The sequence below is a fragment of the Bradyrhizobium sp. genome (genome assembly GCF_035701725.1).
Classification (GTDB): domain Bacteria; phylum Pseudomonadota; class Alphaproteobacteria; order Rhizobiales; family Xanthobacteraceae; genus Bradyrhizobium.
On the sequence record NZ_DASSRP010000299.1, the window covers coordinates 1 to 6,664 of the forward strand.

Here is a 6,664-nt window from a genome sequence, read left to right on the forward strand (position 1 = left end):
TTGCCTTCACCTCGTCGAGCGTGACGCCGTCGGCGAGCTCGATCAGCGCCATGCCGTCCTTGCCGTGCTTGTCGATGGTGAAGACCGCCAGATCCGTCACCACCATGTCGACGACGCGCTCGCCGGTCAAAGGCAGCGTGCACTTCTTCAGGAGCTTGGCGCCGTCCTTGGCGGAATGCTCCATCACCACCACGACGCGCTTGACGCCGGCAACGAGGTCCATCGCCCCGCCCATCCCCTTCACCATCTTGCCGGGGATCATCCAGTTGGCGAGATCGCCGTTCTGCGCGACCTGCATCGCGCCGAGGATCGACAGATCGATATGGCCGCCGCGCACCATGCCGAAGGAATCGGCCGAGGAGAAGTAACTGGTGTCCGGCAGCTCGCTCACCGTCTGCTTGCCGGCATTGATGAGGTCCGGATCTTCCTCGCCCTCATATGGAAACGGTCCCATGCCGAGCATGCCGTTCTCGCTCTGCAGCGAGACGTCGATGCCGTCGGGAATGTAATTGGAGACCAGCGTCGGAATGCCGATGCCGAGATTGACGTAATAGCCGTCGCGCAATTCCTTGGCGGCGCGGGCGGCCATCTGTTCGCGGGTCCAAGCCATCTAGAGCTCCGATTCCGAAGTTCGCAAGCAATCGCAGCGACCTTTGATGCGAACTTCGGAATCAAAGGAGCTCCAGCAATTTATTGTTTGTAGCGCGGCTTTGAATTTGAAGTCCTGAGACGAACTCGCGGAAAAATTGACAGGACTTCAAATTCGCCGCGCTAGACCTCACTCCCCGTTGCGGCAGCCGGTGCTTTTGCGGGTCGTGGCCGCGTGTTGCGGAATTCGATACGTTTCTTGCCGGTGCCGACCTCGATGATGCGCTTGACGAAGATGCCGGGCGTATGGATGTGGTCCGGATTGAGCTCGCCGGCCGGAACCAGGTGCTCGACTTCGGCAACCGTGATCTTGGCGGCGGTCGCCATCATCGGATTAAAATTCCGCGCGGTCTTGCGGTAGATCAGGTTTCCGGCGGTGTCGCCCTTCCAGGCGTGAACGATGGCAAGGTCTGCGAACAGGCCGCGCTCCATGATGTACTTCTCGCCGTCGAAAACCTTTTCTTCCTTGCCTTCGGCGATCAGCGTGCCGACGCCGGTCTTGGTGTAGAAGGCCGGAATACCGGCGCCGCCGGCGCGGATGCGCTCGGCCAGCGTGCCTTGCGGATTGAATTCGAGTTCGAGCTCGCCGGCGAGGTATTGCTGGGCGAACAGCTTGTTCTCGCCGACATAGGACGAGATCATTTTCCTGATCTGGCGCGTCTCGAGCAGGCGCGACAGACCGATGCCGTCGACGCCGGCGTTGTTGGATACCACGGTCAGATTCTTGACCCCGCTGTCACGGATCGCATCCGAAAGCGTCTCGGCGATACCGCAAAGGCCAAAGCCGCCCGACATGATCATCATGCCGTCCTTGAGGATGCCGTCGAGTGCCGATTTGGCGTCGGGATAGACCTTTTTCATGCGAATAACGACCTGATAGAGGAGATGCGCGCCTGCCGCGCTTGCCATCTATTAGGCGAAATCTTCGCAGTGCGTCAATCATGGGGCGGAGCGACCATCGAAGCTAACGGCACACCGTGGTGCGCTCCCTCTCCCCGCAACCGGCCGTCTACCCCGGTTGCGCATTGTGAATTTGCGCAAGTCGGGCAGGCCCGACTTGCGATGGGGTTGGGGGTGAGGGGTTACGCTTCATCCTGGAATCCAAAATCCCCTCACCCGATTGGCTGCGCAAATCCGCTTCTCCCCACCGGGGAGAGGTAAACCGGGGCCCCCCGCACCTTTGTACGGCCTTGAAAGCGTCACGAAAAACCAGCAAGTTGCCATGGGCTGGATGGCGTAGGCGGGCGCTCGATGTCCTGTTCACCCCTTTGGCAGAGAACAGTACCCGCGCGCGAGCTGCGCGCATCCGGTTCCAGCGGAGCACCGAAACGGCTCGCGAACCTCGGAATCGGAGCCCCAGGTTTGGATATTTCGAGGATTTTTCGTTGACGTTGGCCCAGGGAACACGGCGCCTCGCGATGCCCGTCGCGGCGCTTTTTGGTTTGGTGGTGGTCGCCCTGATCGCGTCATCCTGGCTGCTCAACCGCGATGCCCTGCGCAAGGCGGTGGAGGCGCAGATCCGCGCCGTGACCGGTCTCGACCTGGTCGTCAAGGGCGGCACCGACATCTCGGTCTTTCCCGGCAGCTATGTCTCCTTCCATGACGTCGGCCTGCGCGGCGGCGCCGCGGCCGATCCCGCGCTCACCGTCGACGTGCTGACCGCAAACCTGCGCCTGTTGCCGCTATTGCTCCAGCGTTTCGAGATCGCCGATCTGATGATGCTGCGGCCGCACATCCGCGTGGTGCGCGACATCAACGGCGAGAGCAACTGGACGCCCTTCGTCGGCACTATCACCCGCACCATGAAGCCCGGCGCCGAGAACCAGGTCTCGTTCTCGGAAATCCGCATTCAGGACGGCGAGCTGACGTACGAAGACCCGGTTCGCCAGATCAACGAGTCGCTCGGCGATATCGACCTGTCGCTGGCCTGGCCGTCGATCTCGCGCTCGTTTGCCGCGACCGGCCAGTTCGACTGGCGCGGCGAACGCGTCGACGGCAGCATCTCGATCGGGGATTTCCTGGCGGCGCTGTCGGGCGACCGCTCGGGCTTCAAGGCCCGGCTCGCCAGCGCCCCGCTGAAACTGGCTTTCGACGGCACCGTCGCCAACCGCACCAGCATGATGATGGAAGGCACGATGACGATCGATTCGACCTCGCTGCGCAACGCGCTGCGATGGACCGGACAGGCGCCTCCCGGCTCCGGCGGCTTCGGCCGCTTCGCGCTGAAAGCGCGTGCCAATGTCGTCGGCGCCTCGGTGGCGCTGACCAATGTCAACGTCGAACTCGACGGCAATGTCGCCGAGGGCGTGATGACCTACGCCAATAGCGGCCGGCAATCGCTGCAGGCCACGCTTGCGGCCGATGCCCTCGATTTTACCCCCTACATCTCGACCTTCCGTCTCCTGGCGAGCGGCGCCCGCGACTGGAACCGGCAATTGTTCGATCTGGATTCGCTGTCGACGACCGATCTCGACATTCGCCTGTCGGCGGCACGAATGACCGTCGGCCCGTCGAAGCTCGGCCGCACCGCGATCGGCGCCAACCTGCGGAACGGCACGCTGGCCCTGAGCGTCGGCGAAGCGCAGATCTATGGCGGCATCGCCAAGGGCTCGTTCGGCCTGTCGCGCGCCGATGCGGCGGCCGATGTGAAGGCGCAGTTCCAGTTCACCGATGTCGACCTTCAGGCCTGCGCCAGCGAACTGTTCGGCGTCAACAAATTGAGCGGCCGCGGCAATCTCAGCGTATCGCTGTCGGCGTCCGGCTCGAGCCCGTTCGGGCTGGCGCAATCGCTCGACGGCACCGCGCTACTGACCGGGCATGACGGCGCGATCTCGGGCTTCAATGCCGAACAGCTGCTCAAACGCCTGGAGCGGCGGCCGCTGTCGGGTGCCGGAAATTTCCGCTCCGGCTCGACGCCCTATTCCAACCTCACGGTGGCGGTGAAGTTCGCCGACGGCACCGCCAGCATCGATGACGTCCATATCGACGGGCCGGCGCGCGTGACGCTGACCGGCACGGCTTCGATGCCCTCACGCGAGTTCGACATGAAAGGTGTCGCCAGCCTGACCACGGCCAGTGGCACGCCGGGTTTCGAACTGCCGTTCGTGGTGCAGGGCCCGTGGGACGATCCCTTGATCTTCCCCGATCCCGACAGCCTGATCCGCCGCTCGCCCGCGACCGCGCCGCTGCTCGATGCCGTGAAGGACAAGAAGACGCGCGACGCGGTCCGCTCCGTGATCGAACGCTTCACCGGCGGCGGCAACAAGGGCCCGGACAAGGCCGCCGATGACGGCGCGCCCTCGGGTGCCGCGGGCACGAAGCCGAACTGAGCGCGGATTTCCGCCCGCAACGCTTACAGATTTGGCAAGACAAACCTCGCCTGCCCCGGCATCTTCTCGATCCAGCATCACGAAAAGGGGCCTTTAGCCATGCGCGTTGCGAAAGCCGCGGCATCCGCCGCCATCGCCAGCTTGCTGTTGACGGGTGCCGCGATCGCCAAACCGATCGCCACCGTCGCCGAGACCAACCTGCGCAAAGGGCCGGGCACCGACACCGAAGTGCTGACGCTGATTCCGAAGGGAACGACGGTCGAGGTCGGCAAATGCACCAACGGATGGTGCGAGGCTTCGCTCGACGGCAAGGCCGGTTTTGTCATTGCCCGTAACGTTGGCATGGCGCCGCGGCGGGCGCCGCGCGTCGCCCGACTGGGCGCCCAGGTGGTCGAGGAGGAGTTCGAGGCGCCGCCGGTCTACTACCGCCCTTACCGCCCCTACCCTTACTTTTATCGCCCTTACCCTTACGCCTACTATGGCCGGGCCTGGGGCTGGGGTTGGTGATGACGCTGGTAACGAGCGCTCTAATCTAGCGCGACCGCGCAGGCGTGATCGCGACCCACGCTAGACCGACGCGGATCAGCATGCCGACGTTGTGCACTGACCCTCAGCGGACTTGGTGACGGCCGATTTGGCCGCGACGGAATTGGCCGCAGGCGGCGCACAGAAATCCTTCACGGCGGCGACGACGGCATCGCTGATCAGGTCCCTGCGCTCGGCGGAGCCCATCTTCAGCTCCTCGTCGCGATTGATGATCGAGCCGGCCTCGAGCAGCACCGCCGGCATCCGGGTCTTTCGCAGCACGACCAGTTCGTCATGGGCGTAGACGCCGGTGTCCTTGTCCAACAGCGGGTATTGGTAATGTCCCATGATCGGCATGGTGTATTGCTTGGCGTAGTCGAGACCGCTCGCCTTCATCTGCTTGCCGACCAGTTCGGCGAACGCGAAGCTGGTCTTGAAATCCGTGTTGTCGTGCGAGACGAAGACCGAGTAACCGCCGAAGCGGTCGCTGAAATGGCTTTTCTTGCCCTCGAACTCCCAATCCTCCAGCAGCTTGTTGGGCACGGAATCGTGGTGGACCGAGAGGAAGAGATCGGCATTCATGTCGTTTGCGACGGCGACGCGCCGAAACAGGCTGGGCTTGGCCTTGCCCTCGGTCACCAGCAGCTTGGTCGACACAAAGCCCGCGGCTTTCAATCCTTCCGCAATCTGCTGCGCAAGGCGAAGGTTGAAGGCAAACTCAGGCACGTTGCGCGCGCTGGTCGCGCCCTCGGATTCGGCGGTGTGCCCGACATCGACCGCGATGCGAAATTTCGCCGGCAGGCACGCAACTGACGCTGATTTCGAGAGCGGAGGATTGAGCGGCCCGAGCGCAGCAAGCTTGACATGGTCGGCCTTCGCCGCGCCAGGCTTGGCTTCCTTCTCGTGTTTGGCAGTCTTGTGCTTTAAGTCCCTGGCGTGCTGCGCCGAAGCATGCTTCGAGGAAGCGTGCTCGGACTTCTTGTCCTTGCCTTTGAAAACGTCCGTGAGCCAGTTCGCCTCGGCCACCTCGATCGGCAGCACCATCAAGGCGGCGACGGCGGCGATCGCAGCGCCCGAACGCCAGTGGGCCCAATGACCACACCGAACGCTAGCGGCGGCTGCGGGTTTCTGAACTGACGACTTCTGAGCTGACAATTTCTGAGTTGACGACGGCAATCCCGGATTCCCCCGAATGGTGTTTTCCGTTCACGCGTGAAGGCTGTGCAAGGCAACTCGTATGGAACTTCACCCGAGCTTACCGACATTTTGCCGCCGATTCCAAGGACGGAACAAAAACGCTGTGACAGCAAACTGTTATCGCACCCTGATCTCGTCGAATTTGAGACGCGCCTGTTCAAATTTGGCATTGAACAGCCACATCGCGTCGAGAATTTCCCGGTAGCTGGCCGAGGTTCTTGTCCGGTCGGCATGGCCAAAGGCGAAGACAGAGTTGTTGCGCAGGTAGCCCATCACGACCGGATCGGAGATCCGATAGCCGAGTAGATCGCCCGATCTCAACGCAGCGCGGGTGGGCGAGGGAATGATCTGCATCAGTTCGAACAATTTCATCTGATCGATCGGATCCGGCAGCACTTTCGCGATTGCGCCCACTTGCATGAAAATATCCGCGTGAGCGTTCATCAAGGCATCGCGCACCGAAGTCCAGTGGTTGAAACGATGATCCATGTTGCCGGCACGCGCCTCTTCCTTGTCGTCGCGAAGGTCGAGCGCCGGATCGATCGAGGCGACCTGTCGCTTGATCGCGGCCCATTTCCTTTGACCGCTCTGGTCCTCGGACAGACCGGTCTGCAAACTTCCCTTGTATGTGTTCGAGCGCGCATTGCCGACGTTTTGATGGCCGTTGGTCTCGGCGAAGAAGAGCCCGAGACTGATGCGGCCCGCGAGTTCCGCATTCGCCGCATCAAGGCCCCTGGCGCGCGCGATCACGAAGCCCAGGTCGAACACATCCCTGAACGGCGTATCCGATTTTTGCGCGCCGGCGGGCGGCGCCTCCATCACATCGAACAGCTTCCTGTACTCGTCGAGCAGCCCCTCGCGGTCGGCGTCAAAATATGCCGGGGGAATCCCGAACTTGTTGGGCCTTCCGATTTTGGAGGGAAGCGCATCGGTGAGGTCCTTGTAGGCGCTGATCATGTCGTTGC

At 62.7% G+C, this 6,664-nt stretch carries 6 protein-coding genes; 2 read left to right on the forward strand and 4 right to left on the reverse strand.

Annotation, left to right across the window (positions count from 1 at the left end; all coding sequences use genetic code 11):
• Positions 1-610, reverse strand: a 610-nt coding sequence (locus VFL62_RS17720) for a 3-oxoacid CoA-transferase subunit B (protein ID WP_325173682.1), incomplete at its 3' end; no start/stop codon positions are given.
• 161 nt (positions 611-771) lie between these two features.
• Complete coding sequence (locus VFL62_RS17725; protein WP_325173686.1) at positions 772-1,509, reverse strand: CoA transferase subunit A; 738 nt, start codon at positions 1,507-1,509, stop codon at positions 772-774.
• A gap of 557 nt (positions 1,510-2,066) precedes the next feature.
• Between VFL62_RS17725 and VFL62_RS17730 the strand changes: the two genes are divergently transcribed.
• Complete coding sequence (locus VFL62_RS17730; RefSeq protein WP_325173687.1) at positions 2,067-3,977, forward strand: AsmA family protein; 1,911 nt, start codon at positions 2,067-2,069, stop codon at positions 3,975-3,977.
• Positions 3,978-4,076: 99 nt separating this feature from the next.
• Complete coding sequence (locus tag VFL62_RS17735; protein WP_325173683.1) at positions 4,077-4,484, forward strand: SH3 domain-containing protein; 408 nt, start codon at positions 4,077-4,079, stop codon at positions 4,482-4,484.
• 75 nt (positions 4,485-4,559) lie between these two features.
• Here the strand turns inward: VFL62_RS17735 and VFL62_RS17740 are convergent, their stop codons facing one another.
• Together VFL62_RS17740 and VFL62_RS17745 are read right to left on the reverse strand one after the other, a co-directional pair.
• A complete protein-coding gene (locus VFL62_RS17740) occupies positions 4,560-5,546 on the reverse strand; it encodes an N-acetylmuramoyl-L-alanine amidase (RefSeq protein ID WP_325173684.1) in 987 nt (328 codons plus the stop codon).
• A gap of 270 nt (positions 5,547-5,816) precedes the next feature.
• The coding region (locus VFL62_RS17745) for a hypothetical protein (RefSeq protein ID WP_325173685.1) at positions 5,817-6,664 on the reverse strand (848 nt) is incomplete at its 5' end.

Excerpts from the sequence above, each read along its gene's own strand:
- VFL62_RS17725 (WP_325173686.1), bottom strand. The coding sequence starts at position 1,509 with ATGAAAAAGGTCTATCCCGACGCCAAATCGGCACTCGACGGCATCCTC.
- VFL62_RS17730 (WP_325173687.1), top strand. The coding sequence starts at position 2,067 with ATGCCCGTCGCGGCGCTTTTTGGTTTGGTGGTGGTCGCCCTGATCGCG.
- VFL62_RS17735 (WP_325173683.1), top strand. The coding sequence starts at position 4,077 with ATGCGCGTTGCGAAAGCCGCGGCATCCGCCGCCATCGCCAGCTTGCTG.
- VFL62_RS17740 (WP_325173684.1), bottom strand. The coding sequence starts at position 5,546 with ATGGTGCTGCCGATCGAGGTGGCCGAGGCGAACTGGCTCACGGACGTT.